This window comes from Agrobacterium sp. SORGH_AS_0745, assembly GCF_030818995.1.
GTDB classification, from domain to species: domain Bacteria; phylum Pseudomonadota; class Alphaproteobacteria; order Rhizobiales; family Rhizobiaceae; genus Agrobacterium; species Agrobacterium tumefaciens.
In genome coordinates, this window is record NZ_JAUTBI010000004.1 from 535204 (window position 1) to 559754 (window position 24551).

20 protein-coding genes and 2 pseudogenes are annotated in these 24551 nt (G+C 55.8%); 14 read left to right on the top strand and 8 right to left on the bottom strand.

Annotated features, from left to right (window positions below):
* Nucleotides 1-96 precede the first annotated feature (96 nt).
* The 4 genes from repA (at nt 97) to QE432_RS26110 (ending at nt 5043) form a co-directional block, all read left to right on the top strand.
* Nucleotides 97-1380, top strand: a complete 1284-nt coding sequence (gene repA / locus QE432_RS26095) for a plasmid partitioning protein RepA (RefSeq protein ID WP_003518687.1) — start codon at nt 97-99, stop codon at nt 1378-1380.
* Nucleotides 1377-2402 (top strand): plasmid partitioning protein RepB, encoded by a 1026-nt coding sequence (repB, locus tag QE432_RS26100; RefSeq protein ID WP_112682935.1) that lies wholly within the window; start codon nt 1377-1379, stop codon nt 2400-2402. Before repA ends, repB begins: the two co-directional genes overlap by 4 nt.
* A gap of 202 nt (nt 2403-2604) precedes the next feature.
* Nucleotides 2605-3819, top strand: a complete 1215-nt coding sequence (gene repC, locus QE432_RS26105) for a plasmid replication protein RepC (RefSeq protein WP_306627417.1) — start codon at nt 2605-2607, stop codon at nt 3817-3819.
* A 552-nt stretch (nt 3820-4371) separates the two neighbouring features.
* The gene (locus tag QE432_RS26110; protein ID WP_080802252.1) at nt 4372-5043 is read left to right on the top strand and encodes a glyoxalase superfamily protein; all 672 of its coding nucleotides are present in this window, start codon (nt 4372-4374) and stop codon (nt 5041-5043) included.
* On the opposite strand, the pseudogene QE432_RS26115 reads toward QE432_RS26110, so the two are convergent.
* The 3 genes and pseudogenes from QE432_RS26115 to QE432_RS26125 all read right to left on the bottom strand — a co-directional run.
* Nucleotides 5006-5164, bottom strand: a pseudogene (locus tag QE432_RS26115) (recombinase family protein); the annotation flags it as partial. The gene QE432_RS26110 and the pseudogene QE432_RS26115 overlap by 38 nt on opposite strands.
* 151 nt (nt 5165-5315) lie before the next feature.
* The gene (locus QE432_RS26120; protein ID WP_306627420.1) at nt 5316-7829 is read right to left on the bottom strand and encodes a CoA transferase; all 2514 of its coding nucleotides are present in this window, start codon (nt 7827-7829) and stop codon (nt 5316-5318) included.
* Between the two features lie 24 nt (nt 7830-7853).
* Nucleotides 7854-9539 carry a GMC family oxidoreductase gene (locus QE432_RS26125; protein WP_112391938.1) on the bottom strand — a complete coding sequence of 562 codons (1686 nt, stop codon included), beginning with the start codon at nt 9537-9539 and terminating at the stop codon, nt 7854-7856.
* A 160-nt stretch (nt 9540-9699) separates the two neighbouring features.
* Here QE432_RS26125 and QE432_RS26130 point away from each other — a divergent pair, with 160 nt between their 5' ends.
* From QE432_RS26130 to acuI, 3 genes are all read left to right on the top strand, one after another.
* On the top strand, nt 9700-10629 hold the full coding sequence (locus tag QE432_RS26130) for a LysR family transcriptional regulator (protein WP_112391937.1): 930 nt from the start codon (nt 9700-9702) through the stop codon (nt 10627-10629).
* A gap of 63 nt (nt 10630-10692) precedes the next feature.
* On the top strand, nt 10693-11316 hold the full coding sequence (gene acuR / locus QE432_RS26135; RefSeq protein ID WP_306627422.1) for an acrylate utilization transcriptional regulator AcuR: 624 nt from the start codon (nt 10693-10695) through the stop codon (nt 11314-11316).
* A 53-nt stretch (nt 11317-11369) separates the two neighbouring features.
* A complete protein-coding gene (gene acuI, locus QE432_RS26140) occupies nt 11370-12350 on the top strand; it encodes an acrylyl-CoA reductase (NADPH) (protein WP_112391934.1) in 981 nt (326 codons plus the stop codon).
* A gap of 445 nt (nt 12351-12795) precedes the next feature.
* Here acuI and QE432_RS26145 read toward each other — a convergent pair whose 3' ends face one another.
* The 3 genes from QE432_RS26145 to QE432_RS26155 all read right to left on the bottom strand — a co-directional run bounded on the left by QE432_RS26145 (nt 12796) and on the right by QE432_RS26155 (nt 16442).
* Nucleotides 12796-14514, bottom strand: a complete 1719-nt coding sequence (locus QE432_RS26145; protein ID WP_112391933.1) for a sensor histidine kinase — start codon at nt 14512-14514, stop codon at nt 12796-12798.
* 105 nt (nt 14515-14619) lie between these two features.
* Nucleotides 14620-14988, bottom strand: a complete 369-nt coding sequence (locus tag QE432_RS26150; RefSeq protein ID WP_065658958.1) for a response regulator — start codon at nt 14986-14988, stop codon at nt 14620-14622.
* The gene (locus QE432_RS26155) at nt 14988-16442 is read right to left on the bottom strand and encodes a sensor histidine kinase (protein WP_112391932.1); all 1455 of its coding nucleotides are present in this window, start codon (nt 16440-16442) and stop codon (nt 14988-14990) included. The genes QE432_RS26150 and QE432_RS26155 overlap by 1 nt, the downstream gene beginning before the upstream one ends.
* 680 nt (nt 16443-17122) lie before the next feature.
* Between QE432_RS26155 and QE432_RS26160 the strand changes: the two genes are divergently transcribed.
* The 7 genes and pseudogenes from QE432_RS26160 (at nt 17123) to QE432_RS26190 (ending at nt 22304) form a co-directional block, all read left to right on the top strand.
* Complete coding sequence (locus QE432_RS26160) at nt 17123-17830, top strand: DUF6088 family protein (RefSeq protein ID WP_112391930.1); 708 nt, start codon at nt 17123-17125, stop codon at nt 17828-17830.
* Nucleotides 17811-18900: pseudogene (locus QE432_RS26165) on the top strand (nucleotidyl transferase AbiEii/AbiGii toxin family protein). The gene QE432_RS26160 and the pseudogene QE432_RS26165 overlap by 20 nt, the downstream one beginning before the upstream one ends.
* A 125-nt stretch (nt 18901-19025) precedes the next feature.
* Nucleotides 19026-19229, top strand: coding sequence for a cold-shock protein (locus QE432_RS26170; protein ID WP_065658963.1), 204 nt, complete (start codon nt 19026-19028; stop codon nt 19227-19229).
* Nucleotides 19230-19636: 407 nt separating this feature from the next.
* Nucleotides 19637-20692: a Fic family protein gene (locus QE432_RS26175; RefSeq protein WP_306627428.1), complete on the top strand. Its 1056-nt coding sequence runs from the start codon at nt 19637-19639 to the stop codon at nt 20690-20692.
* A gap of 173 nt (nt 20693-20865) precedes the next feature.
* The gene (locus QE432_RS26180) at nt 20866-21165 is read left to right on the top strand and encodes a hypothetical protein (protein WP_081308809.1); all 300 of its coding nucleotides are present in this window, start codon (nt 20866-20868) and stop codon (nt 21163-21165) included.
* Complete coding sequence (locus QE432_RS26185; protein WP_112154669.1) at nt 21165-21596, top strand: type II toxin-antitoxin system VapC family toxin; 432 nt, start codon at nt 21165-21167, stop codon at nt 21594-21596. Before QE432_RS26180 ends, QE432_RS26185 begins: the two co-directional genes overlap by 1 nt.
* 393 nt (nt 21597-21989) lie before the next feature.
* Nucleotides 21990-22304 (top strand): hypothetical protein, encoded by a 315-nt coding sequence (locus tag QE432_RS26190; RefSeq protein ID WP_035200717.1) that lies wholly within the window; start codon nt 21990-21992, stop codon nt 22302-22304.
* A 38-nt stretch (nt 22305-22342) separates the two neighbouring features.
* Here QE432_RS26190 and QE432_RS26195 read toward each other — a convergent pair whose 3' ends face one another.
* Both QE432_RS26195 and QE432_RS26200 read right to left on the bottom strand, forming a co-directional pair.
* Nucleotides 22343-23449, bottom strand: a complete 1107-nt coding sequence (locus QE432_RS26195; protein ID WP_112291733.1) for a Fic family protein — start codon at nt 23447-23449, stop codon at nt 22343-22345.
* 592 nt (nt 23450-24041) lie between these two features.
* A complete protein-coding gene (locus QE432_RS26200; RefSeq protein ID WP_003518781.1) occupies nt 24042-24182 on the bottom strand; it encodes a hypothetical protein in 141 nt (46 codons plus the stop codon).
* Nucleotides 24183-24551: the final 369 nt, after the last annotated feature.

Here is a 24551-nt window from a genome sequence, read left to right on the forward strand (position 1 = left end):
TGATTATAATTTATAAAATGGGCGCGTCTATTCCCCTGCCAACCATGGACGTCAAGATCCGGTTAACCGTAAATAACTGGACGGCGAAACAGAATCATGTTGTACCTTTGGCGGACGATGGTCGGCAAACCGGCGAATGCCCGCCAAGAGGAAAATATGGCGATAGCAAAACACGCAGAAATGACGAGCGGTCAGAAGGAAGACGCGGGCGCCAAGATCATGCGCCATGCGGGTCTTCTGTCTCAGCAGTTGCAGGACCTTCGCACCCGCATGTATCCTCCGAAGTCGGAGAAAAGCCTGCGACCGTTCCTCACCAACGAAGTCTCCAAGCTGACCTCAATACCCGATTCTACGCTGAAACTCATGTCGAGCGAAGGCCGTGGACCGATCCCTGGCCGGCTGGAAAATAACCATCGTGTCTATACGCTTGCTCAGATCAATGAATTGCGCGAGCTCTTTGCCGCCCAGAAGCCTTCTGAAGCGCTGAGATTTTCTCCTCGCCGACGCGAGGGCGAGCATCTCCAGGTCGTTGCGATCGCCAACTTTAAGGGCGGCAGTGCCAAGACCACGACCTGCGTCCATCTTGCGCATTATCTCGCCCTGCAGGGCTACCGCGTCCTTGCTCTTGATCTCGATCCGCAGGCATCACTTTCTGCACTGTTCGGCGCGCAACCTGAGTTTGACGTTGGTGCCAACGAAACGATCTACGCTGCTCTTCGCTACGACGACGCCGAGCGCCGGCCAATCCGCGATATCATCCGCAAGACCTATTTCGACGGGATTGATCTGATACCCGGCAACCTCGAAGTGATGGAATATGAGCATGAAACGCCGCGGGTTCTGGCGCAGAAATCGGGCTCGGGAGCGATCTTCTTCGAACGGTTGAAGCTCGCTCTTGCCGAGGTTGATCAGGACTACGACGTCGTCATTCTCGATACTCCGCCGTCTCTCGGGTTTCTGACGCTAAGTGCGATTTATGCTGCGACCAGCATGATTATCACTGTACACCCGGCGATGCTCGATGTCGCATCCATGAGCCAGTTTCTCCTGATGATGGGAGATCTGATAAGCGTGCTCAATGAGAGCGGAGCGCAGCTTGATCAGGATTTCATCCGCTATCTCATTACCCGCCATGATCCCAACGACGCACCACAGTCTCAGGTCGTTGCGCTGATGCGCCATCTCTTCGGAACGGATGTGCTTCTTCCGACGCTGATTGAAAGCACCGCTGTCGAGGCAGCAGGACTTGCAAAGCGCTCGATTTACGAACTCGAAATGGGCCAGATCGGCCGTGACACGCATAAACGCGCACGCGAGGCGGTTGATGCCGTCAACGAAGCGGTCGTGAAACTCATCAACACCAGCTGGGGACGCACATGACCAACAAGTCATCGCGTAAATCCATCGTTGCAAATTTTGGCCTGCTGTCGGCGGAACTTGAAAACCGGCTGGCGACCGATGCTCCTGCCTCCCCGCAGCAACCTGCACCAACTGCACGTGTCGGTGCCGGCGTGATCGGTGCGGCGCACAGGGCGATCGACGACATTAAATCGGAACGCGACCGCCTCAAGGCGCTTGTTGAATCCGGCGGTGGTGCGATCAGAGAGCTCGACCCGTCAAAGGTCGATCCCTCTCCCTTTCCCGATCGTCTTCCAGATGACGATGCGTCGGATTTCGAGTCTTTCAGGAACTCGATAAAGTCCGAGGGGCAAAAGGTCCCGATCCAAGTCCGCAAGTCACCAGCATCGCCCGATCGCTATCAGGTGATCTACGGCCATCGCCGGCTTCAGGCAGCCCGCGATCTTGGAATTCCGGTCAAGGCGATCGAAGTCGAGATTTCCGATGTCGAGCTTGTCATTGCGCAGGGTATTGAAAATGCCGATCGCCAGGATCTGACCTGGATCGAGCGCACCCTGTTTGCCCGCCGTATGGATGATGCCGATGTGAAGCCTCGTGATATCAAGGCGGCATTGTCTATCGACGATCCCGAGCTTGCACGAATGCGAGCGGTTTATCGCGCCCTTCCGCTCGATATCGTCGAGACAATTGGTCGGGCAGCCAAGGTCGGTCGTCCAAGGTGGGTGGAGTTTGCAAAGGCTTTCTCCGAACAGCCTGACCTGCACGCTGAACTGCGCAGCGTGCTTTCGGCCGCTACGCAAAGACGGCTTGGATCCGATCAAAAGTTTCTGGCCGCCTTTAACGCCCTGAAACCTGCCGCACCGTCGAAGGCCGGCAAGATGATTGCCGGCGCCGCAGGCGAACCACTTGGCAGCTTTTCGCGCACGAACAAGGATATCCGTATTTCTGCGGATACACCGGCCGGAGCAGAATTCCTGCGTTTCATCGAGGCGCAGCTGCCATCACTGGCTGAGCGGTTCACGCGTGAAAGATCAAAGATTTGAACTGAAGCCGAGAAACAGACTTCGGAACCATTTTAAGTAAGGAAAACGCGCAAAAGAAAAAGGCCCCCGAAACGTTGCCGTCATGGAAGCCCTTCTCGTCGTGTGAGAGCTAGAGAATCGCATTTCCATGAATCCTAGTCAAGAGTCTTTGGCACCGTTTTGGTGAGCGTGAATCTTTTGCCTTTTTGAAGAGGCGAGGGACATGGAAGGTGGACAAGTGACGACGCCGTTTGGGCGGCGGTCGGTAACGCTTGCGCTTGTGAAGCAGCAGATTGCCACGACCAGGATCAAGGAAGGCAAGTCGGCAGACAAATGGAAAGTCTTCCGCGACGCATCGGAGGCGCGAGAGGTGCTTGGCCTGCAGGATCGCAGCCTTGCAGTGCTCGATGCGCTTCTGAGTTTCTATCCTGAAAATGAGCTGCGCCAGGACGCACAGCTTATCGTTTTCCCGTCGAACATCCAGCTGTCAATTCGTGCGCATGGCATTGCGGGCGCTACCCTGCGGCGTCATCTTGCCCTGCTTGTCGATGCAGGGCTGATCATCCGCAAGGATAGTGCAAACGGCAAACGCTACGCCCGAAAGGATGGTGAAGGCTCGATCGAGCACGCCTTCGGTTTTGACATATCGCCGCTTCTGATGCGCGCCGAGGAACTGGCATGCCTTGCCCAGCAGGTGGCTGCCGATCGGATCGCGTTCCGCAGGGCAAAGGAGAACCTAACGATCTGCCGGCGGGATATCCGCAAGCTGATTACGGCGGCCGTCGAAGAGGGAGCTGCAGGCGATTGGGACGAGCTGGAAGAACAATATCTGGCCGCTGTCAGGCGAATTCCTCGAACCCCGACGCTCGACGAACTGAGAGATTTGGGCATCGAGATGGATAATTTGCGGCAGAACATCATCAACCAGTTGAATTCCGACGATTTTTCTTCAGAAATGACCACCAATGATGCTCAAAATGAGCGTCACATACAGAATTCAAATACCAAACACCTTAATGAACCTGAACCTAGCTCTGAAGAAGAGCAGGAGGCGAAGCCGAGCCAGAATAAGCAGGTCGAACATGTGCCGATTAAGGCTTTTCCGATTGGTCTCGTCTTGCGCGCCTGCCCCGAGATTTTAAACTACGGTCCTGAAGGCCAGATCAGAAACTGGCGAGAACTCATGACGGCCGCCGTTGTGGTCAGATCGATGCTCGGGGTGAGCCCGTCCGCATATCAGGAGGCCTGTGAGGTGATGGGTCCGGAGAACGCGGCAGTGACGATCGCCTGCATTCTCGAGCGGGGCGGCCACATCAATTCGGCCGGCGGGTATCTCAGAGACCTAACCAATCGGGCCAAGCGAGGTGAGTTTTCGCTGGGGCCGGTACTGATGGCGCTATTGCGGGCGGCCGGTCATTCGGTGAAGGCAACGGGGTGACGTTGACGTAATGGATGAGGGTTCCCGTTGCGCCGGTGTTTCCATCTGGAGACTGGAGCATTTGAGGAATCCATATCCAGGTTTGGGGGCTTTCCCTTCATTTTCCGGCCTTCCATATCAGTTCCTTCCGCCTCATTGTTTACGACCCAACGACAGCTGAACTCTTGTTGGATTGCAGCCAGGTTAAAAGGCCGAGAGAGACTGACATCAGCTACCGGACGTTGTTCACGGAGCTGATGCGGCGGACGTTGGGTGCCTAACTTGCGGTGGACTTCCGTTTGGAAGCGTAGTTCGTGACTGTGACGGTCAAATAACGCGACTATTGGGGGTCGTTTGCGGGAGGGGGCGAAATCCTACGCTAAGCCGAGGACCACTTTTGCGGGCTCGACATTGCGCGAATCATTTTCCGCCAATAGTTTGAAGCTTGGCACCGTGCGGCCAGCCGCTTGCTCCTCTGGAATGGCGAAGGCACGGATAATCCTGGTTTGACCCTTATGGGCGACCGTCAGCAATGCAAGCACTGACAACGGCGCGCCCTTTGAGGATCAAACTATGCTTTCCTTTTCAGACTCGAAATCTATGGCCAAGGCTCTTCGCAAGTTGCTGGAGGAGCACAATCTGCAGCTTTCACACAGCGCATGCCTTGAAATCGTCGCTCGCCAATTTGGTTTTGCAAATTGGCAAGTTCTGAGTGCCGCCTGCGAACACGAAAAACAACTTGCCGTCATTGTTTTCGTTGAACATGGTCGCCAGCGAGAAGCTGCCGCGTTTTATATGTCGGCGTTTAACGCCTCCCATGTGCGAACACATGAAGATAGCAATATTCTCTATGCAATAGATCTCGACTTAGGCGGGATCAAAATCACGGTCTCGGGCGCCAATCCGAGGCGCGAGGCGGAGCCGCATCGAGGAGGCCCTTTCTTCCCCAAGGCAAATGGCGCGGTGAATTCGATTTTTTCGCTCACGGTCGCAGATGCCGAAAAGACACTGCAGCAGGCAATTGCTGCAGGAGGAACGGTCCGAAATCACCTCGAGATCAGTGACGAACGTAAGCGAGTGGCAAGCTTTTTCGATCCATTCGGGCATGTCTGGGCTTTAACCGAAGCGCAGCGGATGAAGATTTCGCCTCGGGAACTGGATAAATTGCGCGCGGCCGAATTGGCCCGTGCGCGGGAAATCAGAGGCGTCACGCCTGCCCCAGAACCCGCCGGCCATAATCTCTGAGTTCACCTTTTGGGCCGACATATCGGTAAAGGGTGACACGCTCGATCCCCAGTTCCTTGCACAACTCGGAAACGGAAGTGTCACGCTGAGCCATGGCGGCCTGCGCTAAACGCACCTGCGCTGTATAAGTCATGTCGAGGCAAAAAGTTCTTTCATGGCACTTCCTCCCAAGGTGCCATGTTGAATATCTAACCCGTTAATGCCATCGCGTACTTGGACGGGCCGTGAGCGGCTTCGGTATCCTCCTCAGAACACGAAGCTGCCGTGTCCTGCTAACTCGGCAGATACTCTGCGCTCCAACTCTCGCTGATCGTGCCGGATGCAATCAACCGATCGATCTCATTATCGGTGTAGTTCAGGTCGCGGAGAACGGCACGCGTGGAGGTGCCGTACTTCTCCGCTGGCGTTATAGCCGTCACCTTGCCGACTGCCGGACGGATGGCGAAGGGGTCGAGCTGAGTGACGGTGTGCCCGCTCGGATGGTCTGGAAAAACCGAGAATGAATAACTACCCCGGTCGATCCCCGGCGTGCCGTCGGCAATGCGGGCGCTGCGGCTGCGGATCTCTTCGATGTTCTCGCACAGAGATACGCCGATATCGGCTTTCTGCAGGCGCTGTTGCCAGGTTTCAGCAGGTGCCGTCATGAAGGCTTTCGCCAGATAGGCCTCGCGATCGGATGCGGCCATCTCGACAATTGCCTCAAGCCCCTCCGCCCTGCCGAAGCGTGGCAAATCAACTTCCGAAGCACAGAGGAGAATATGATCCCCCGACGCCGTTTCGTAGAGCTGCGACAGGGCGTTATATCCCTTGGTCTCGCGACCGGAAGGCTCATCGAAGGGACCTCGGTTGGCATAGTCATAGCAGAAGGGTATCTGGGCGAGACCGGTAAGCGCTGACAGCGAGGTCCGCGGACGGCCGATGACCCCGGTTCTGGATTTTTGATACAAAGCCGCTGCAATGCCGAGCGCAGCGCCGAAACCGCACATGACGTCAATGGTACCGACATGGGCGTGTTCCTCCGGCGTGTCCATGGAGCCGCCGAAACGTAACATGATGCCGGTTGCCGACTGCACGAGGTCGTCATAGCCGAGATAGTCGGTACGCGGACCGGTGCGCACGCCGCCGAAGCAATCGAGCTGGCAGAAGATCGCTTGGGGGTTGAGCGCTTTCAGGCTTTCGGCATCGAGCCCCATCGCCTTGACCTGACGGTCGGTGGCGTTCCAGACAACGACATCGACTGAGCGCACCAGTTCTTCGAACACGATGCGGCCATCGGGCGAACCTATGTTCAGCAGCACGGACTGTTTGCCGCGCATGTGGGACATGCCGAAGATCACGGTGTTCCAGCAGTCATAGAGCGGCTTGGCCGGATCGATCTTGATGACCTCCGCACCGAAGCGGGCAAGATAGGCGACCGAATGCGGACCCGCGATCACATTGCACAGATCGAGAACCTTGACGCCGTCCAGCCAGCCGCCGGGGGCCTCATTCGCTACAACCGGCAAGGAAGGGCGCTCCATGCCGGCGAGCAGTGCTAGCGCCTCCTTGGCCGTTCCCCAACGTCTCGGGCTTGGCGTTAACATAGATTCGGCGCTCTCCTGTAGCCAGGCCATAGGCCCAGGCTGGGTCATGCGGCCGAAGATCGGATCGTCCACTTCGATCATGAGGCCGGCAGCCTTGGCATGATCGTCGGCGATCCATTCCTTCAGCCAGCGTTGCGGCGCACCCGGAAACAGCCCTTCTCCGAAGACACGTTCCCATTCGGAAGCCGTTTTGGTCAGGAAAACATCCTTCATGCGAGCCGCGATTTTGTCAGCCCAGAATTTTGGGAGCGGATAGACACCGAGCGAAACGTCCGAAGACCACTGCGAAACTGGAAGATAGGTGTCTTCCTCCTCGCGCAGTCCTTCAGCAACGAGCTCGTCGTAAATGCCAAGCGCTTGCAGGCAGCGTTTGGCATGGTTCTTGTGGCTGGGGCAGACCACGTAGAACATCCGCCCGTCGGCGCACCTATAGCTGCGATAGAAGGGATCGAGAAACTCCTGGAGGTCGTCAAAAGACATGTCCATTTGCAGGTCCTCGCCGCGCCGACGCTCGATTTCCCGCTCACGCTGGGTTTTATAACGCAACGGATAGTCGTCAATCAGAATGGAATTGTAGGACAGGCCCTCCATGACGGCGCTTGCCAGCGGCACCTCAATATGATCGCCGTGGCCGGTGCGCTCACGCGCCTGAAGCGCCAACACCGTCGCGGAGGCCGCAAGCATCGTACCATATGCGGAAGAGAGTGGAAGCGGCGAGAAAGACGGGTTGATACCCATAAGAACGCGGTTTAAGCCCATATCCGTAAAGACGCCCGACGAGGCTGCTATCACTGTCTCGAAGGCTCGCCAGTCCCGGCGGAGTTCATCGTCGGAGGCGAAACCTGGGATAGACAGGGTGATCAGCTCAGGCCGCGATTTACGCAAAGTCGAAAAATCGATCCCGAGCCGGGCAAGCACACCAGGGCGGAAGTTCTCGATCACAATATCAGCCTCGGCCACCAGCGCTTTCGCCTCAAACAAACACTTCTCCGTTTTGAGGTCGAGTGCGACGATCAGCTTGTTGCGGTTGAGGATGGCGTTGGCGGGATTGTCCCAGAGCGGCCCGCTGGGGGGATCGATATGCACGACGGTCGCGCCGAGATCGCCAAGGATCATGGCCACGGCCGGGCCAGCAATATACTGCCCAAAATCAACCACTCGAACGCCGGAAAGCGGAAGCGTTGAACGTGCTATTGATGTCATCCTGTAACCTCCCCCAATAGTTTTCTATGCGTGTGCGTCAGCAACAATCCAGCCGGCTGCCTTTTCGGCGATCATCAGCGTCGGCGCATTGGTGTTACCACTGGTGATCTTCGGCATGATGCCCGCATCGACGACCCGCAGTCCCGCGATTCCGCGAACCTTGAGGCGACTATCGACAACCGCCATAGGATCGTCATCCCCGCCCATCTTCGTCGTACCAACCGGATGGAAGATGGTATTGGCAATATCGCCCGCAAGCCGCGCCAGCTCCTCATCGCTTTGGAACTGCGGGCCCGGTTTCCACTCCTCCGGCCTATATTTCGCCAATGCTGGCTGCGACACGATTTTGCGCACTTGCCGCAGACTTTCGGCAGCAATCCTGCGGTCTTCGTCCGTGCTGAGATAGTTCGGCGCAATCGCCGGCGCGTCCGACGCGTTATTGGAGCGAATACGAACGCTGCCCACGCTCGATGGATTGAGGTTGCAAACGCTGGCTGTGAAAGCGGGGACAGTGTGCAACGGTTCGCCGAAGGCGTCGAGGCTGAGCGGCTGGACGTGATACTCCAGATTGGCGTGGGCCTGGCGTTCGTCCGAACGGGTGAAGGCGCCCAGCTGCGAGGGCGACATGCTCATCGGACCACTGCGTTTCAACGCATATTCGAGCCCTATCATCGCTTTACCAAAGACGCTGTTTGCGAGCGTATTCAGCGTTTTCGTATTACCGACCTTAAAGACGGCACGGATCTGCAGATGGTCCTGAAGATTTTCTCCGACACCTGGCAGGTCGTGTTTGACCTCGATACCGAAACGCTTCAGCAATCCCGCTGGACCGATGCCAGATAATTGCAGGATTTGTGGTGAGCCGATGGCGCCGGCCGACAGAATGACTTCTCCCCGCGCCCCAACCTCCGCGCGCTGCCCTTGACGCTCAACAATAACACCGATGCACCGCTTGCGACCAGATGCCTCGTTCGCAAGGATCAAACGCTCGACATGAGATTGCGTCCAGATCGTCAGGTTTGCGCGGTTTTTCGCTGGGCGCAGGAAAGCCTTGGACGTGTTCCAGCGCCAGCCCGAGCGCTGGTTCACCTCGAAATAGCCGACGCCTTCATTGTCGCCACTGTTGAAATCGTCCGAACGCGGAATGCCCGCTTCCACCGCGGCTTCTGCAAAGGATTCGAGGATATCCCATTTCAGCCGCTGCTTCTCGATGCGCCATTCGCCGCCATGGCCATGCATGTCGGAAAATCTGCTGTTGCCACCAGTCTTCGGGTCTGCGCCATGGTCCAGCCGGTAGTGGTCCTCGTGCGCCTTGAAATCGGGCAGGCAATTTTGCCAAGACCAGGCATCGTCGCCGGTTGCCGTTGCCCACCCGTCAAAATCGCGTGCCTGACCACGCATATAGATCATGCCGTTGATCGACGAGCAGCCACCAAGCGTCTTACCGCGAGGATAGCGTAGCGAACGACCGTTCAGTCCGGCGTCCGGTTCGGTTTTGTAAAGCCAGTCTGTGCGTGGGTTGCCGATACAATAAAGATACCCGACCGGGATATGTATCCATGGGTAGTCGTCCTTGCGGCCGGCTTCCAGCAACAGAACATGTTTTGACGGGTCACGACTGAGGCGATTGGCGAGCAGGCAGCCTGCGGAGCCACCACCAACAATAATGTAGTCAAAAACGTGGAAATTGCCGGAACCACCATTCCTCATTGGGTTACCCTCCAATCGCGATGGAACACCACACAATTATAAGACTGGACACTTTGCAGTGGCATGCCATGCTTCCTCCCTGCTTTATATGCAGCCATAGCCAACATTCGCTCGTGAAATCCAATGACAAATTCAACCAAGCATTATAAGTGAAATTAATATGCTGGAAGGTATCGATCTGAGAACATTGCGAGCGTTTGTTACCGTGGGGCGAGAAGGGAACGTCACCCGCGCCGCCGAGCACCTGCACGTCACGCAGCCTGCGGTGACGCTTCAGTTGAAACGCTTGGCCGCTGACACCGGGCTAACCCTGTTCCGGCGGACGTCGACAGGTTTGGAGTTGACACAGGAAGGTTCACTGTTGGCGGCAAAGGCCGAGCAAGTGCTGGCGGCGCTGGCGGACTTCGGCCAGACAGCCGGACGTTTATCGACCGGCGTCCGGGGAAAATTGCGGATCGGTACGATCATCGATCCGGAGTTCACACGATTAGGGGCGTTTCTGAAAGCACTTATCGAAAACGGGCCAGGTATCGAGACAACGCTGCGTCATGGCATGAGCGGCGATGTGCCGGAGAGGCTGAAGCGAAACGAACTCGACGCCGGTTTTTATCTTGGTGATCCAAGGGACTATGACCCGCCGACCGATGTTACTGGAGGGAGTACAGCGTCGCTTTTCCACTCTCGCGCACTTGCGCAATTGACCTATTGCGTCGTCGCTCCGCCATCGCTCGCAAGCTTTGTGCGAGGAGCCGATTGGTTACAGCTTGCCTCCCTCCCATGGATCGGCACCCCACCCGCATCAGTCCATAACCGGATGCTGGCCCGCCTGTTCACCAATCTTGGCGTTCGCCAACAGATTGTCGCCCAGGTGGATCAGGAAGCGTCAATGATTGCCATGACGCGCACAGGTATAGGGCTGAGCCTTTGTCGGGAATCGATTGCCCTTTATGAACAGCAGTCTCATGGACTGGTCATCGCTGATAATGTGAAGCTCTCGACGACCTTAAGTTTCCTCTGCCTGGAAGCGCGTATGAGCGATCCGTCAATCGTCGCTGCATTTGACGCAATCAAACGAGTGTGGGTTCAGTAAACCGACTTCGCGGTCTAAAAAGTCCCTCCTTGATTTAATAGACCCACCGGTCTATTAAAAGCCATGCCTCAGCAAAACCCTTCACTCGCCCAGAGTCAAAAGCCCAAGCGCGGTCGCCCGCGCCTGGCACCGGAGGAATCGACAAGCCGGCAAAACCTCATAAGAGCCGGGCTCGAGCACCTCACCGAGAAGGGCTATTCCGCGGTCGGCATCGACGAAATCCTCAAGGCCGCCGGCGTGCCGAAGGGCTGTTTCTATCATCATTTCAACAGCAAGGCCGATTTCGGCCTCGCGCTCGTTGCCGCATATAACGACTATTTTGTCGAGCTGCTCGACCAAACCCTTCTCCAGGAAGCAAGGGCACCCCTCGATCGGCTGCGAGACTTTACGACAAGGGCAGAGGAAGGCATGGCTCGCCATGGCTTTAGACGCGGCTGCCTCGTTGGCAATCTGGGACAAGAGATGGGGGCGTTGCCAGACGATTTTCGCGCCGCGCTCACCAGAACTCTGGAGGGATGGCAGGCACGCACGGCGCATGTGCTGCGTCAAGCGCAAGCGGAGGGCATGATCGATCCCGAGCAGGACGCGGATATCCTTGCCGAGACCTTCTGGATCGGCTGGGAAGGCGCAGTGCTTCGCGCCAAGCTTGAACTGCGTCCGGAGCCCCCCTCCGCCACTACGCCATGACTTTTTTTGGTCTGATCGAAAGCCGATCTCTTCAACCTTGAAAGGAACCCGCTTTGAAAGCCATCCTGATTGAGAATGTCGACGATAATCAGACCGTATCGCTAACCCAAGTCGATGAAGCGCACCTGCCTGAAGGCGAGGTGCTGGTAGACGTCTCCTACTCGACTCTCAATTACAAGGATGCGCTGGCGATCACTGGCAAGGCGCCTGTGGTTCGGCGCTTCCCCATGGTACCGGGCATAGATTTCACCGGCACGGTCGCGGAGAGCACCCATCCGGACTTCAAGGCCGGGGACCAGGTCATCCTCAATGGCTGGGGCGTTGGCGAAACCCATTGGGGCGGATTGGCCGAGCGTGCTCGCGTCAAAGGAGACTGGCTGGTGCCATTGCCTGATGGCCTCGACTTGCGGCAAGCTGCTGCGATCGGCACTGCTGGCTACACGGCGATGCTTTGCATGCTGGCTTTGGAGAGGCATGGGATCACGCCCGACAAAGGCGAGATTATAGTCAGCGGCGCCGCTGGAGGTGTCGGCAGTGTTGCCACCGCGCTGCTGGCGGCAAAAGGCTATGCCGTGGCAGCCGTGACCGGCCGCGCCTCTGAAACGAACTACCTGCGCGAGCTTGGTGCGTCCTCCGTGATCGACAGCGCCGAGCTGACCGGAAAGCTAAGGCCGTTTGGCAAGGAACGGTGGGCCGGCGGGATCGACGTTGCAGGAAGCACCGTGCTCGCAAACATGCTTTCGATGATGAGCTATCGCGGCGTTGTGGCGGCCTGCGGTCTGGCGGCGGGCATGGATTTGCCCGCCTCTGTCGCTCCATTCATCCTGCGCGGCGTGACTTTGGCGGGGGTCGACAGCGTGATGTGTCCGAAGCCCGATCGTCTCGAAGCGTGGACACGGCTCTCCTCGGACCTCGACATGGGCAAGCTCGAGAAGATGATCACAGCGGTGCGTTTTTCCGACGTCATCGAGACGGCGCCCAAGTTTCTCGACGGGGCTGTGCGCGGGCGGGTCGTTGTGCCGGTTGCATCCTGACAGAGTTCAAGGGGCGGCAAATGCTACGGTCAGAAAATTCATCAAACTGGCACGAAATAGATAATTGGAGACGCTTTCGCGAGATGGTTCAAAGTCCAGAGGATAAAGTTGCCGCCAGAACCAGGCTTCCCAAAATTCTCAAGTCCTCCGGAAGGAGCGGTCACGGCCTGGTACACCATGCACATTACTGCAATAGCTGAACGCAGAGAAGCAGGCCGCGCCCAAGATCCACGCATGGCGAAAGCCGCTTATGACGAGCCAGACGGCGCTCGTGCGGTGATCTGGGGCGCAAAATCCTGGGAGTGATGATTGTGAGTTGGCTACGTGTCGGCGAGAGATAGTCATGTTTCAAAATGTGACCCAAGGCTCAAAGGATCCAGTGAAGCTCTTGAAAGGATACGAACCTGCCTCGCTCCAAAAATCCGACTAGGAGTTATTCATACACCTAGCTTTGACTCTTTGCTTGAAACATAAAACGGGTTTCAACTTCGTCCGATCTCACCTCAATCTGCCCGCTATGTGCATGGGCAATCTGAGACGCGATAAACAGCCCGAGACCCAGGCCCTGTGCACCCGACCGACCTTCACCACGCCTGAACGGAAGAAACATACTGTCGATCTGGCCTGGCGGGATTGCGGAGCCGCCGTTCACGACGCAAATCCTCAGGACGCCACCTTCATCCTCGCCCGTGATCTTCACTGGCATCATTTCACAGCCGTGCACGACAGCGTTCGACAGCAGATTTGATACCATTTGGGCTATTCGCGGATGATCAACCGTGATGGCGTTAGGAAACGCGAAAGACGCGTTTATCTCGCGGTTAGGATGAGCCACGCGCAGCTCATCAACCACGTGCTGAAGCGTGTCGCTCATATCGCCCTCTGACAGCGTCAGCGAGAGACCCCCACCCATCCGCACTCTTGCCAGATCCATGACGTTGTCAACAAGTCCCGACATACGAGATATGCTCGTTTTCATGAGTTTTAGAATGACTGAACTGCGTTCGGTCCATCCCTCCTTCATGAGCCGGCTGGTACCTGCGTTCAAGGCAGCGATCGGATTACGCAAATCATGTCCGAGAACAGCGATAAACTGTTCGCGCAGTTCGGCGATTTCACGCTCGCTCTCCAGCGATGCCGCTGTCGCTCTCAACCGTTCCTCAGTGTCCAGATGATGGGCAATGAGTTCTGCAAACAGCTTGAACGTTTCGAGAACCTGCGGGTTTTTCACCTTCGCGGGGTTTGGGTCGATCGCACAAAGGGTTCCCCAAAACATGCCATTCGAGAGTATGATGGGTTCGGATATATATCCCCTGAGGCCGTAAATACGAGGTGTGTGATGGTCGCGATACATAGGATCTTCGGCGGCGTCATCAAAAGCGATGGTCTGGCGGTGCCCTCTGATCTCATTGCAAAGGGTGCTTTCGATCGGCAACTCGTCGCCCGGTTTTAGACCGAACCCGACCGGGTCAAGGACCTGGCACGCGATCCAGCGGGTTTCGGTTACGCGTGCAACCGCTGCAAATCCCATCCCCGTCATTTGCAGCACGACGTCGAGGATCCTCGGAACCGCAGCTATCCCCGAGACCCGGCTGATGTCTTCAGAAAAGTCGCTCTGCTGCACCAGAAGATGCGGAATTGCAGGCTTAATGCGCGGTCTGGTGAGAGCCGCGATGAACTCGGCATTTTCGAAAGCGGCCGCTGTAGCTTCCGCAAGCGCCTCAAGTACTCCGATCTCCCACTCTGCAGGAGAATATGGCTGCGACCAATATGCGCCAATCGCAGCTATCGGCTGCTCTGCACCAACAGGCGCCATTGCTAGCGCCCGCACGAACGTGTTCGCATAGAGTTCCTGCGGTATCCGGTCGTCAGTCGAGATATCGGGAATGACTGCCGTCTTCCTGTTGATCATCGACCACCCGCTGACGCAAGCGACCGCTGGAAATGTGTGACCTTTCCAGAGCGGACCGATCCCATCCTCCTCCACGTAGCGGCAGAGGTCGCCTTCCCTAAGGATTACCGCCATGCCTTCACATCCGATGAGGGAACGTGCGCTGGTTCGGATTGTGTCGACTGCCTCATCCACACTCCGTGCGCGCGCTATTTTCGCAACAGCTTTAGAGAGCGAAGACAAGGGTGTAGAATGTCTTGTGCTTTGATCCATCGACCATCGCCTTTCCGGCACTGCCGCGGAGTTACGGGCACGATCTCATATAGGGACTTTAATAGCCGTAATGATGCCCTTGCCGCAAATATAAAGCATGCAGGTTCAAATGGCGACCTGCATCAGTGAAGAGAGAACCTCGCGTTCCGAATAGGGCTTTCCGACGAAACCGATGGGATGCCACTGTTGTGCCTCGGCGCGCGTGCGCTCATCAAGGTTTCCGCTGACGAACAGGGATGGAATGTTCCAGCGCTGGCGAAGAGCTGCGGCGGTTTCGACACCGTTTGTTCCGCGAGCGAGATTGACGTCCATGATGGCGACGTCTACCCCACCGCTTACCTTCTCGGCGAGCGCAATGGCTTGCGGCATGTCGGACGCCTGCCCGACGACCGTGTAGCCCGCATCAAGAAGCATGTCTTCCAGGTCGAGTGCCAGCAGCATTTCGTCTTCAACGATCATCACCCGTAGAGGCATCAGGTGCCTTTCCCTGGAAAAGTCACGGTTGCTCGAAGACCATCATCGCTTATCTCTTCGTGAAACTCACCTTCGATCTGCGCTGTCATGTTCGCAATGAGCTTCGATGACAGTTGGCTCGCTGGAGCATCTGTCGGAGAAGCGTGCTGATCGTGGACCGTCAGCGCGATAAAACCCGAGGAAAGCTGCTTCAGCGATAGATGAACGGGAGACGGGATGTCCTCGGTTCGACGTGATCGCTCGGCGATGAGTTCGTTCACGATGACAGATACCGGTATTGCGCGTTCGGTCGCCAGCGCAATCGAATCGACATCGACTTCGAGTTGACGACTTGTAGCGGAGCTAGTCAGATCAAGGCACAGCCTGGTAAGGTGGTCTGCCATATCCACCGATAGGGAATTGTCTGTCCGGTATAGCCCCTCGTGGACTGAGATGATCGCCCTGACCCGGCCGATGGCCTGCTCGAAGGCTTCGATCACGTCTGGATTTTCTAGTCGGCGGGCCTGCAGTCGAAGCGTACTGACGACAAGCTGGAGACTGTTTTTAACGCGATGGTTCACTTCCGCCAGCAGGGTATCCTTCTGCTGCAAAAGTTCTTCTTGGGCTTGGACTGAATTGGAAAGCTTCGCCTCCCGAGCACGATCCGCGGTTACGTCCATCAACACACCCATCATCCGGACCGTGCCGCTGGACGTTCTCAAAACCTCTCCTCGCGAGGCGACGTAGCGGATGTTGCCCGTTGGCAAAACGATCCTGTAGTCAAAATTCAGCACCGTCAAATCAGGACTGCCGATCGCACTCTCAACGATTGCTCTGACTCTCGGAAGATCGTCGGGATGCATCTTTGCAAAATACGGCGCGGCGACGGGCCCCCCGGTACCCGGTTCAAACCCAAACAACTCATCGACAGAATGGCTCCGCCGCCAGATATCTGTCTCAGGCTCATATTCCCAGGATGCGAGGTCTGCGGCATGATGGGCAATACGCAACCGAGCATCGGCTTCGCGAGACTTGACGACACTTTCCGTCACATCCATCGGGTTTTGAATGATGTATTCGATGGCTCCATCGTCCCCGGCAACAGGGGTATGGACGGGAGTCCAGAACTTCTGCACAAAACCGCCCTCTGGTCGAGGAATGTCGTACTGGATGACAGCCATCTCGTGCGACTTGCCCGTGGCCAAGACATGTCGCAACGAGACTTCCAAAGGACCCTGCTCTACTGTGCCAACGGCGTCGGGATTTTCGGGAAAAGCCTCGAGGATATGTCGCCCGACGATGTCATCGCGTGTACGATCCGTAAGGCGGAGATAGCTGTCGCTTGCACCCACAATCCTCAAGTCCTGGTCCAGGATGAGGTAGGGCTGCGGCATTCCCCGGACAATTGCAGCGAAGTCGGCTATTGGTTGCATGAGGGTCAATAGGATGAAAACTCCGCCAAGCGGATGATCCACGACGAAAGATTGCCTGCCCGAAGTACGTTCAATTACAGAACTCTTTCATTTTCGCTTAGATCGACGACCCTAAACTCGATTTCGACGAAAAAGGTTCCGCGTCAAAAACTAAAAAAGAACTCATTTCAAATAAATTCGGTCGTCGCTAAATACGCGAGGCTCCCTCAAAGCGAGTGCCATTGAATTGTATCGAACGAGAATGCGCACCAACCAGAAATAAAGTGCGACCGGCGCGCCAATCAAGAGAAGTCGATTCACTGCAGCCATCGTAACCTGAGCTGCATTCGGTGAGGCACCCAGCTCGCTGCTAATTTCGCTGTTCACCGACTTCAGGAACAGTAGAATTTCGGGGAAGTACGAAAATCCGAGTATAGGCACAACTATCAAGAAGAAGGGGATCAGCAATAGGGATACACCAAACCCAATGCTGTTAATCACAACGCGTCGTGACCAATGTTGACGGCTCTGCGATTGCCCGGCCCTCTCCTGCGCTGCCTTCTTGAATGCAGCAAATTTTCGTCATTAAGACTGAGCGAACGGTTCGTCGTCTCTCCCACTACGCCGACTTTTGTACTTAGGCTACTGACCAATATTTCGATATAAAAATTGGTCAGTAAAACAGCGCTCTTTGCTAGTGACCAAAGTTTGTATATAATCTTCGGTTAGAAAGTAGGACAACCATGCCGGATCCCACATCAGACACTCTTAAGCGCATTCACGATCGCATAGCTGCCGCGTCCCCCGGAGGCGTATGGTCGCGTGACGACTTCCTCGATATCGGAACGCCCAATGCGGTCGAAAAAGCGCTGCAGAGGCTCACTACCCGCGGAGATATCCGGCGCCCATATCGAGGCTTCTACGACAAGCCAGGCATCAGCCAGCTGACTGGGAAAATGGTATTCCCACCCCGGGCCGCGTTCGTCGACGCGATTGCGCGGCGTGACAAGTTGCGGGTCCTGGTTGACGGCATGACAGCCGCTAACGACCTTGGCTTGACGACAGCTGTCCCCGCCCGTTCGACGATCTATGCGGATACCTACCCCCGCACGATAGAGATCGAAGCCAACTCCGGCGATCCGAACGCAACGAAGCCGGTAATCTACCGGCTCGATTTCAAGAGAATAGCGGCAAAAACGGCCTTTTGGGCGGGGCGACCTGCGATGCGAATCGTCCAGGCCCTGACCTGGTTTCGAGATGAACGATCTAATTTCGAAACCATCATCGACGGCGTGGTCCGTCATCTCGCGCAAAGCTCGCAAAAGCGATTAATCGTCGAGGATATGCGCGATAACATTCGCGCACTCCCTGCCTGGATGTATCCCGTAGTGGATACAATAACGCGCGACACTCGCGTCACAGAGGAAGGAAATGCGTCAGGGCTTCATTAATGTGCTTCGCAGTAGCGCCGATGAGCGCCGGGCGTTGTTTGAAACAGTGGCTTCCGAGCTGCAGACGCGCGCTGAGAATATCGAAAAGGATCTCTACGTCTGCTGGGTCCTCGACTTCCTGTTTAATGGGCGCACCGGCGACCCGATCGGCCTCTACTTCAAGGGTGGAACCAGCCTCAGCAAAGCCTACGGCCTGATCAATCGCTTCTCCGAGGATATCGATATCGGCATTTACAAAACCGATCTCAAAGTACCGACTGAGAGTGAAATCGCCGCTCTCTCCTCGGTGACCAAGCAGCAAAAGGCGCTGGCGGAAGAAGTCGACGAGGCCGCGCGTCAGTATATCTCCGGCCCCTCAAGGAAAGTCTTGGCCAAGAGATTGCTGCGGTCGAGGCCGAGATCGGACAAGCCGGGCATCTCTCTCTCAAATTCGGTTACGATGCCTACCGGAAGAAAGATGCCCTCGACGTTCTCGTGGTCGGATACAAAAGCGTTTTCGATACAAGCGCGGGCTATGTTGAGCCATCAGTTCGTATTGAAGGCGGAGCGCGTCCAGACCCACTCCCGGCAGAGGCGCGGACGATTCTGGCCTATGTCGCCACGGAGATGGGAGAAAGCGATTTCACTGTTCCCTACGTCACGACCGTCAGGCCGGAGAGGACGTTTTGGGAAAAGGTTCTCATTCTGCACGCGATGACGGAAACGACCGAAAAGCGCAGCGCAGAAGTAGACCCGGAGAGAAGGATCCCGGACCTCAATCGATATTCACGCCACTATTACGACGTCCACCAGATTTGGACACACCAGGACTACGGACTGGCAACGGCTTCGATGCGTGAACTCGCTGAGGCGTGCCGACAGCATAAGGAACTGATGTTCCGATCTCCCGACCACCGATATGATCGGGCCGTGCCAGGAACATATCGCCTCGTACCGACACCAGACATGCGCAAGAAATCGCCGTCGACTACGAAAGGATGTCGGCGATGATCTTTGCAACGCCGCCTAGCTTCGAAGCGATGATGAAAAGTATTGAAGAGCTCGAGGCAGCGGTCAACACGACCAAATAACCCATCTCCTCTAAAAATAAGCCTCGATGCCGCTATTGCCCTGTTGGCGGTTGTTGATCAAGCAATCGCGCTATAAAAAGCCTATTGCATAGTCAAATGGCTGCGGGAATTGGAGAGGAACTGTCATGCCCACCGGTACTGTTAAATTTTTCAACGATGACAAGGGATTTGGTTTCATCACGCCGGAGAATGGCGGAACGGACGTGTTCGTTCACGTGTCCGCTTTGCAGCAAGGCGGCTCGCTCAGAGAAGGCGATAAAGTCAGCTTCGAAGTCGGCCAGGACCGCAAGACCGGAAAATCGAAGGCTGAGAACGTCAGCGTGCTATGACCTCCGGGCCACGAGACCAGCCTGACCGATAGATTCGGGCAGGCTGGTCTTGTGGGCGCTCTACGGGGGCCTACTGAAAATTCCATCTATTCATCTTCAACGTATCGATGTGCATATCGGGCACGAACATAACCGATGATCCTGTGATCAGGCCGCGCGCATGAAACTGCTCTCCCCTCCTCCCTGCAGACGTAAGGGGTGTATAGGCGAGTCGATGAGACCCTTGATTGTGTTGGTTGCTCGTCTCGCCTTAAAAAGGCTGGATTCGCTCGAGTGAAAACTGGCCAATCACCTAGCTCACCATCACCTCATAGACCTGACAAACTCTCTTGTAGAAATTGGATGGAAATGGATGGATAAATAGAGAATGACAGCGCCTCAGGTATCGGATGAGAATGGATGGGCAAATGGAATTTCTAAACACGGCGACCGTCCGGATCACGCCCGAAATCCTGTCGCTGATCGCCGAAATCGATGAATTCAAAGGTGCTTGGCGTGCGATCGGTCGGATCGCGCCTGAGCGGCTATCCAGCCTCCGGCGAGTTGCCACAATCGAAAGCGTCGGCTCCTCCACACGTATCGAAGGGGCACGCCTCACCGACCGGGAGGTGGAAAAGCTACTGGCAAACATTCGCCTGGGGTCGTTTACGACACGCGACGAGCAAGAGGTTGCCGGCTATGCGGAGGTGATGGAAACCATCTTCAGTGCTTACGAAGCTATTTCGTTCAACGAGAATCATATCCGTCAGCTCCACCGCGACCTTCTTGCGCATTCGACAAAGGACGAGCGGCATCGCGGCGCCTACAAAACCCTCTCCAACAACGTGGAAGCGTTTAACGGGCAGGGCGAGAGCCTCGGCATCGTTTTCGAAACGGCATCGCCGTTCGATACGCCGCGTCGAATGGAAGAGCTGATCGCCTGGCTGGATGAGCAAGGGCGAGAAAAGCGGCTCCATCCACTTTTGGTCGTTGCGATCTTCGTTGTCGTTTTCCTCGAAATCCATCCATTCCAGGATGGCAATGGCCGCCTATCGCGTATTCTGACCACCTTGTTGCTACTGCGAGCCGGCTACGCTTACGTCCCCTACAGCTCGCTCGAAAGCATCATCGAGCAAAGCAAGGAGAGCTATTACATCTCGCTTCGGCGCACGCAGGGAACGATCCGCAACACCGACCCCGACTGGAATCCCTGGATCGAGTTCTTCCTGAGAGCCCTGCATCGGCAGAAGACCCGGCTAGAGAAGAAAATGGAGCGCGAGCGTATCATCCTCGCCGACATGCCGGAGTTATCCGTCACATTGCTCGAGTTGGCGCGCGAGCACGGGCGGATTACGGTCGCGGAGGCTGCACGGTTCACCGATGCAAGCCGTCACACCATCAAGGATCATCTCAAGGCACTCGTGGATCAAGGGCACCTCGTCCTGCACGGTGCTGGCCGCGGCGCCTGGTACGGTCTTTCCTGATGAATCTGATGTCAGCCCCATTTGAATGGGTTTTATGCTCTTGAGGTGATACGAACTGACGACCCCAATATTCTAATCAAACTAGCTCTCTAGCTGCGCCAATATCATTCCTCCTGACGACTTGTCGAAACCTCGATATCCAGCTATATTACTGGAAATATCTGGAGGATCAGATGGCTAGCTCTCAGACACGCGCAATTCAGAATTATAGAAGCCGCCTGGGCGACCGCGGTCTCGCTCGTTTTGAGGTGCTCGGGCGCGATAGTGATCGCAGCCTGATTAGATCACTTGCGCGCCGATTGGCCGAAGATGGCCCGGAAGCAGCCAATCTACGAGCCTTTGTAAGCGATGCTCTCGCTGGAGAGCCGCCGAAAAAGGGAGGGATTCTCGCGGCACTTCGCCGATCACCCTTGGTTGGAGCAGATCTCGACACACCCCGTTCACGCGAAGAAGGTCGCGAGATCGATTTGTAATGCGCTATTTGCTCGACACCAACATTCTCAGCAATATCACGAAACCAGAGCCTTCAGCGTCATTGTTGACATGGATGGCTGAACAATTTGACGATGATTTGTTCATCGCGTCGCTCACTATCGCCGAGATACACCGAGGGATACTCGAGAAGCCGGCGGGTAAAAAGCGAACCGATCTCGAAACTTGGTTTGAAGGCAAGGAGGGGCCGCTGTCACTCTTCGCAGGTCGCATCCTTTCGTTTGACGAGAAGGCAGCCCTCGTTTGGGGAGAGCTGATGGCGCAAGGAAGGGCAACCGGCCGCCCGCGTAGTGCGCTGGACATGATTGTGGCTGCCATCGCCCAATCCAATAGCTGCGTTGTTGTCACCGATAATGAACGAGATTTTCACGGGATCGAAATCATCAATCCTGTCCGAGGGAACGCAATCTAAAACAATTGCTAGATTTAGCTCTTGAAAGGATAGGAACCAAGGACGCCTTTGTTTTTATTTTCTCATCGCCACAAAATTTCTAGGCACGGGAACGAAACATCAAATGTAACTCGCGTTATCGGTCAATGTGAGTGTGCGGTAGCGATGCGGAGATTACGCTTGCTAATCTCTGCATCTGAGTCCGATTATGAGCCATGACCGATATCTGGCAGTCGCCCCTGACCATTTCTAAGGCGGCACGTCAGGCTACGTTACCTGCAGTAGATCGATCACGACAGCGTGGTTGGCTGGCTTTCGAACGACCAATTCATAACCGAATTGCGAAGGAGAGCGATTCTGGCGTAGCCATTCGAGCGAAGGCGCCTCGTTAGTGACCACTATGAGCGGTTCGCGTTGATCAGCCTTTGCGACATCAACGATCACCGCCAGGACCTCTTGGTCCGGATTCCCATGTTTGCCGTTCGCCGAGAGCAGATAGATGTCAGCAGGCAGGCGTTCGAAGTAGTTTTTCGTGACGTTTCTATCGCTGCCGTGGTGCTAGACCTTGAGAAGGCGAAGGTGGTGGGCGGCACCTGTCGCGACAGCACCGCTCTGTTCGAGGCCGTTGAGAATGTGATCGCCCCGCGCATCTCCGGTGAGAAGGATATTACCGGCCGGCGTCCTTCCGAAAAACCTGATGAGAGCGGAATCGAACAATCGGTTACCTAGATAATGACTTTGGTTGAGTTCACTGGACTAGCGGCAATTTATTTCTGCAATGACAGCGAGTACCGGGTATGCCTACGTTCACCCGTACGCGTCAGTGCGCCAATCTCCACGAGCTGCTGAAGGTCGCGTGTTGCTGTAGCGCGGGAGGTGTCTGTGATCGAAATGTAGTTTTCGGCACTTAGCCCCCCCTTGAAGCCTGCCGTGCCTTCCTTGAAGATGCGCGCGACTACTTTTTCCTGCCGATCGTTTAGCTGGCCCCGAAAACGATCATAGAACTTTGCTTTCTGAATGAAGAAGTCTATGCGCTCAAGCGTCGCCCGTTGAGCATCCAGGATAGTTTCTGAAAAGAAAATGACCCAGTCGGTGATATCGAGCGTGCGCTGATGCCGCTCAAGCTCTGAGTAATAGGCCTTCCGGTGTTTCTCGATTGTGAAGGCGAGTGAAATGAGGCTTGGCTGCCCTATGTTTTGCGCCAGGGATTTCTCGGCGAGCGCGCGTCCAATTCGGCCGTTGCCATCCTCAAACGGATGTATGCTTTCAAAGTAAAGATGGCCTACTGCGGCACGCGTCAAAGCTTGAAGCGAGCATTGGCCATCTGGCCCTGATTGATTGAACCATGTGATGAAGGTCTCCATCTCAGCGGCAACCCGGCGCGACGGGGGAGCCTCGAAGTGGATGGTGGGCTTGTCCAATCGACCTGACACGATCTGCATGGCGTCTTCATGCGTGCGGTAAGCCCCAACCGTTTCAATATATTGGTTTCCCGCCATCAGCATTGAATGCCAGTGGAACAGTCCCTCATGACGCAGCGGCCCATGCCAACTTCGATAGACATCTGCCATCATCTCGGCGATCCCCCGCTCTTGGGGGCGGATCTTTCTATCATCAGTGTTTAGCCCGAACTGTCGGCGGAGTGACGACTGGACACTCACGCGGTCCAGAAATTCCCCCTCAATCTCTGAGGTCTTGACCGCTTCGTCGCTCAGCAACTCAATGCGAAGTTGGTTGCTGTCGTCCTCGTTGAAATGCCGGACAGCACCGATAACCTCTCCGGCTGATTGCAGGAATTTCTGCTCCAGCGGTACCAGGCTTGCGGTGTCGCACCTGAAGTTTGGCCAATCAGTGTTTTGCCAGTTCCATTCCATGAGTTATAGAATCTCTCTCTATAACTCATAATTATTGCCATAAATGAGCTATTGCAAGCCCGTCTATCGCTCAGCACCACAATCTGCAGCTCTCCATTCAAGAGGCAGCGATCAACAGCTAACCACTTGCCCTAAACATATTTTGTTAACGGGCGCTCAAGCGAAGAGCTGCAAAAACGATCCGTTCGTCGGCCATGATGGAAGCTGACGGATTATGCGATTCAATAAGTGCGAAGATGGCGTCTCGATCTTATCGCGCAAACGCTGAGCAAGTAAGCTTCACGACTCGCGTGCCACTGCTTTAAGCCGCGCTTACCCGCTACGTTTCTCAAACTGTGCCTCGACTTTACCGTCAGAGATGCCCGGTCGAGAGAAATTAGTTCAGCCCCACCTTGTTACGGGCGGGGCTGGTCAAATAAATGCATGGATAAGGGCTTGCGGATAATCTATTGGGCCAGGTGCGTGAGGCGAGGTCTGTGCTCGATCTCCTGCTACGCAAATCGCCCCCTACGTTTCGTCGAGGCGGGTTTGAAGAAGGTCCATTCTGCTTCCAAACCAATGTGGATTGAAGCAAGTTGACACCTGTCGGCGCTCAGTTTCCTTTGGCCTCGTTATCTTTCTTGGCCTGATCGTGATGCCACTTGATGGCGTAGTACATGCCAATGCCCAGTACGATAATTTTGAACGGCAAGAAAACTATTGGGAAAAAGTCCACCCATTCCAGGTCAGCCATTTCGAGTACTTCCAGTCTGTTGCTTGGAATTGTCTATGCTTTTGCATAGACACACCCGAAATGCTCCTTTAACAACTCAATTACAAGATCGACAGGCATGGTCTTTTTGACGCAGCCTCGCCTGCTTTGTGCCGGCTGCTAACGTGATACAGGGCTCATTAATCAGGAGCGACACGCCGCCGCGCGCAGGTGCATGCTGGCTATCAGGCCGGTTGGAAAGACTGTTGACACCGATACGGTCGGACCGGTCTCGGCCTCGAATGCGAGTTGGCACGCGTTTGGATCGGATGGCCGCATCGCTCTCACATGCCAATCGGTTCACGCCCATAGGCGCAAGTTCGGTGACGACGTGCCCGGAAGCTCGCATGT

Excerpts from the sequence above, each read along its gene's own strand:
- repA (WP_003518687.1), top strand. The coding sequence starts at position 97 with ATGTTGTACCTTTGGCGGACGATGGTCGGCAAACCGGCGAATGCCCGC.
- repB (WP_112682935.1), top strand. The coding sequence starts at position 1,377 with ATGACCAACAAGTCATCGCGTAAATCCATCGTTGCAAATTTTGGCCTG.
- repC (WP_306627417.1), top strand. The coding sequence starts at position 2,605 with ATGGAAGGTGGACAAGTGACGACGCCGTTTGGGCGGCGGTCGGTAACG.
- QE432_RS26110 (WP_080802252.1), top strand. The coding sequence starts at position 4,372 with ATGCTTTCCTTTTCAGACTCGAAATCTATGGCCAAGGCTCTTCGCAAG.
- QE432_RS26120 (WP_306627420.1), bottom strand. The coding sequence starts at position 7,829 with ATGACATCAATAGCACGTTCAACGCTTCCGCTTTCCGGCGTTCGAGTG.
- QE432_RS26125 (WP_112391938.1), bottom strand. The coding sequence starts at position 9,539 with ATGAGGAATGGTGGTTCCGGCAATTTCCACGTTTTTGACTACATTATT.
- QE432_RS26130 (WP_112391937.1), top strand. The coding sequence starts at position 9,700 with ATGCTGGAAGGTATCGATCTGAGAACATTGCGAGCGTTTGTTACCGTG.
- acuR (WP_306627422.1), top strand. The coding sequence starts at position 10,693 with ATGCCTCAGCAAAACCCTTCACTCGCCCAGAGTCAAAAGCCCAAGCGC.
- QE432_RS26145 (WP_112391933.1), bottom strand. The coding sequence starts at position 14,514 with ATGGATCAAAGCACAAGACATTCTACACCCTTGTCTTCGCTCTCTAAA.
- QE432_RS26150 (WP_065658958.1), bottom strand. The coding sequence starts at position 14,988 with ATGCCTCTACGGGTGATGATCGTTGAAGACGAAATGCTGCTGGCACTC.
- QE432_RS26160 (WP_112391930.1), top strand. The coding sequence starts at position 17,123 with ATGCCGGATCCCACATCAGACACTCTTAAGCGCATTCACGATCGCATA.
- QE432_RS26170 (WP_065658963.1), top strand. The coding sequence starts at position 19,026 with ATGCCCACCGGTACTGTTAAATTTTTCAACGATGACAAGGGATTTGGT.
- QE432_RS26175 (WP_306627428.1), top strand. The coding sequence starts at position 19,637 with ATGGAATTTCTAAACACGGCGACCGTCCGGATCACGCCCGAAATCCTG.
- QE432_RS26180 (WP_081308809.1), top strand. The coding sequence starts at position 20,866 with ATGGCTAGCTCTCAGACACGCGCAATTCAGAATTATAGAAGCCGCCTG.
- QE432_RS26185 (WP_112154669.1), top strand. The coding sequence starts at position 21,165 with ATGCGCTATTTGCTCGACACCAACATTCTCAGCAATATCACGAAACCA.
- QE432_RS26195 (WP_112291733.1), bottom strand. The coding sequence starts at position 23,449 with ATGGAATGGAACTGGCAAAACACTGATTGGCCAAACTTCAGGTGCGAC.
- QE432_RS26200 (WP_003518781.1), bottom strand. The coding sequence starts at position 24,182 with ATGGCTGACCTGGAATGGGTGGACTTTTTCCCAATAGTTTTCTTGCCG.